2 protein-coding genes are annotated in these 718 nt (G+C 65.7%); both read left to right on the top strand.

The window, feature by feature from the left end; genetic code table 11:
• The coding region (gene flgA, locus AC1DS5_RS25020; protein ID WP_477720943.1) for a flagellar basal body P-ring formation chaperone FlgA at positions 1-435 on the top strand (435 nt) is incomplete at its 5' end.
• Between the two features lie 5 nt (positions 436-440).
• The coding region (locus AC1DS5_RS25015) for a hypothetical protein (protein ID WP_477720942.1) at positions 441-718 on the top strand (278 nt) is incomplete at its 3' end.

Genomic DNA, 718 nt, shown 5'->3' with positions numbered 1-718 from the left:
GTGGGCATGCAGAGCCGCCGCCAATTGCGCGCCGGTCAGGCAATCCGCAATGCCGACCTCGCCAAGCCTGACCTCGTCACCCGCGATCAGGCGGTGACGCTGATCTACGAAACCGCCGGGCTCTACCTCACGCTCCGCGGCAAGGCCATCGAAGGCGGCACCGAAGGCGACGTGGTCAATGTGATCAACCTGCAGTCCAAGCGCACCGTCTCCGGCGTCGTGGTCGGCCGCGGCCAGGTCGCCGTTTCCGCTCCGTCGCCGCGTCTCCCCGCGCAAGTCGAAGCTCCCGCGCCAACTCTTGCCCCAACCCGCGAGTCCCTCCCGTCCGAAAAAATCTCCCAGGCCAGACCTCCCCTGGCCAACTCTCCCGCTGCCACCTCTCCCGTCGCGCTCGCTGCCAACGACCACGTGCCTGTTTCTCGAAAAGCTGAGTAAAGTTGATGTTCCAGTTCCATCGTCCCTTCGCCACCGGCGCTGCGCTTCTGACGGTCGGCCTTGCTGCCAGCGGCTGTTCATCGATCGACCGTCTCGCGTCCATCGGCGAGAAACCCGCGCTCACGGCGATCGAGAACCCGACGACGCAGCCCGGCTACAAGCCGGTGCAGATGCCAATGCCGAAGCCGGAGGTCGCGTCCTACAACGCCAACTCCTTGTGGCGCAGTGGATCGCGCGCGTTCTTCAAGGATCAGCGCGCGCGCCAGATCGGCGACATTCTGAC

Source organism: Polaromonas sp. P4_H1, assembly GCF_056400945.1.
Note: the sequence above shows the minus strand (reverse complement) of the source record. Positions and strands in the feature narration are given on the sequence as shown.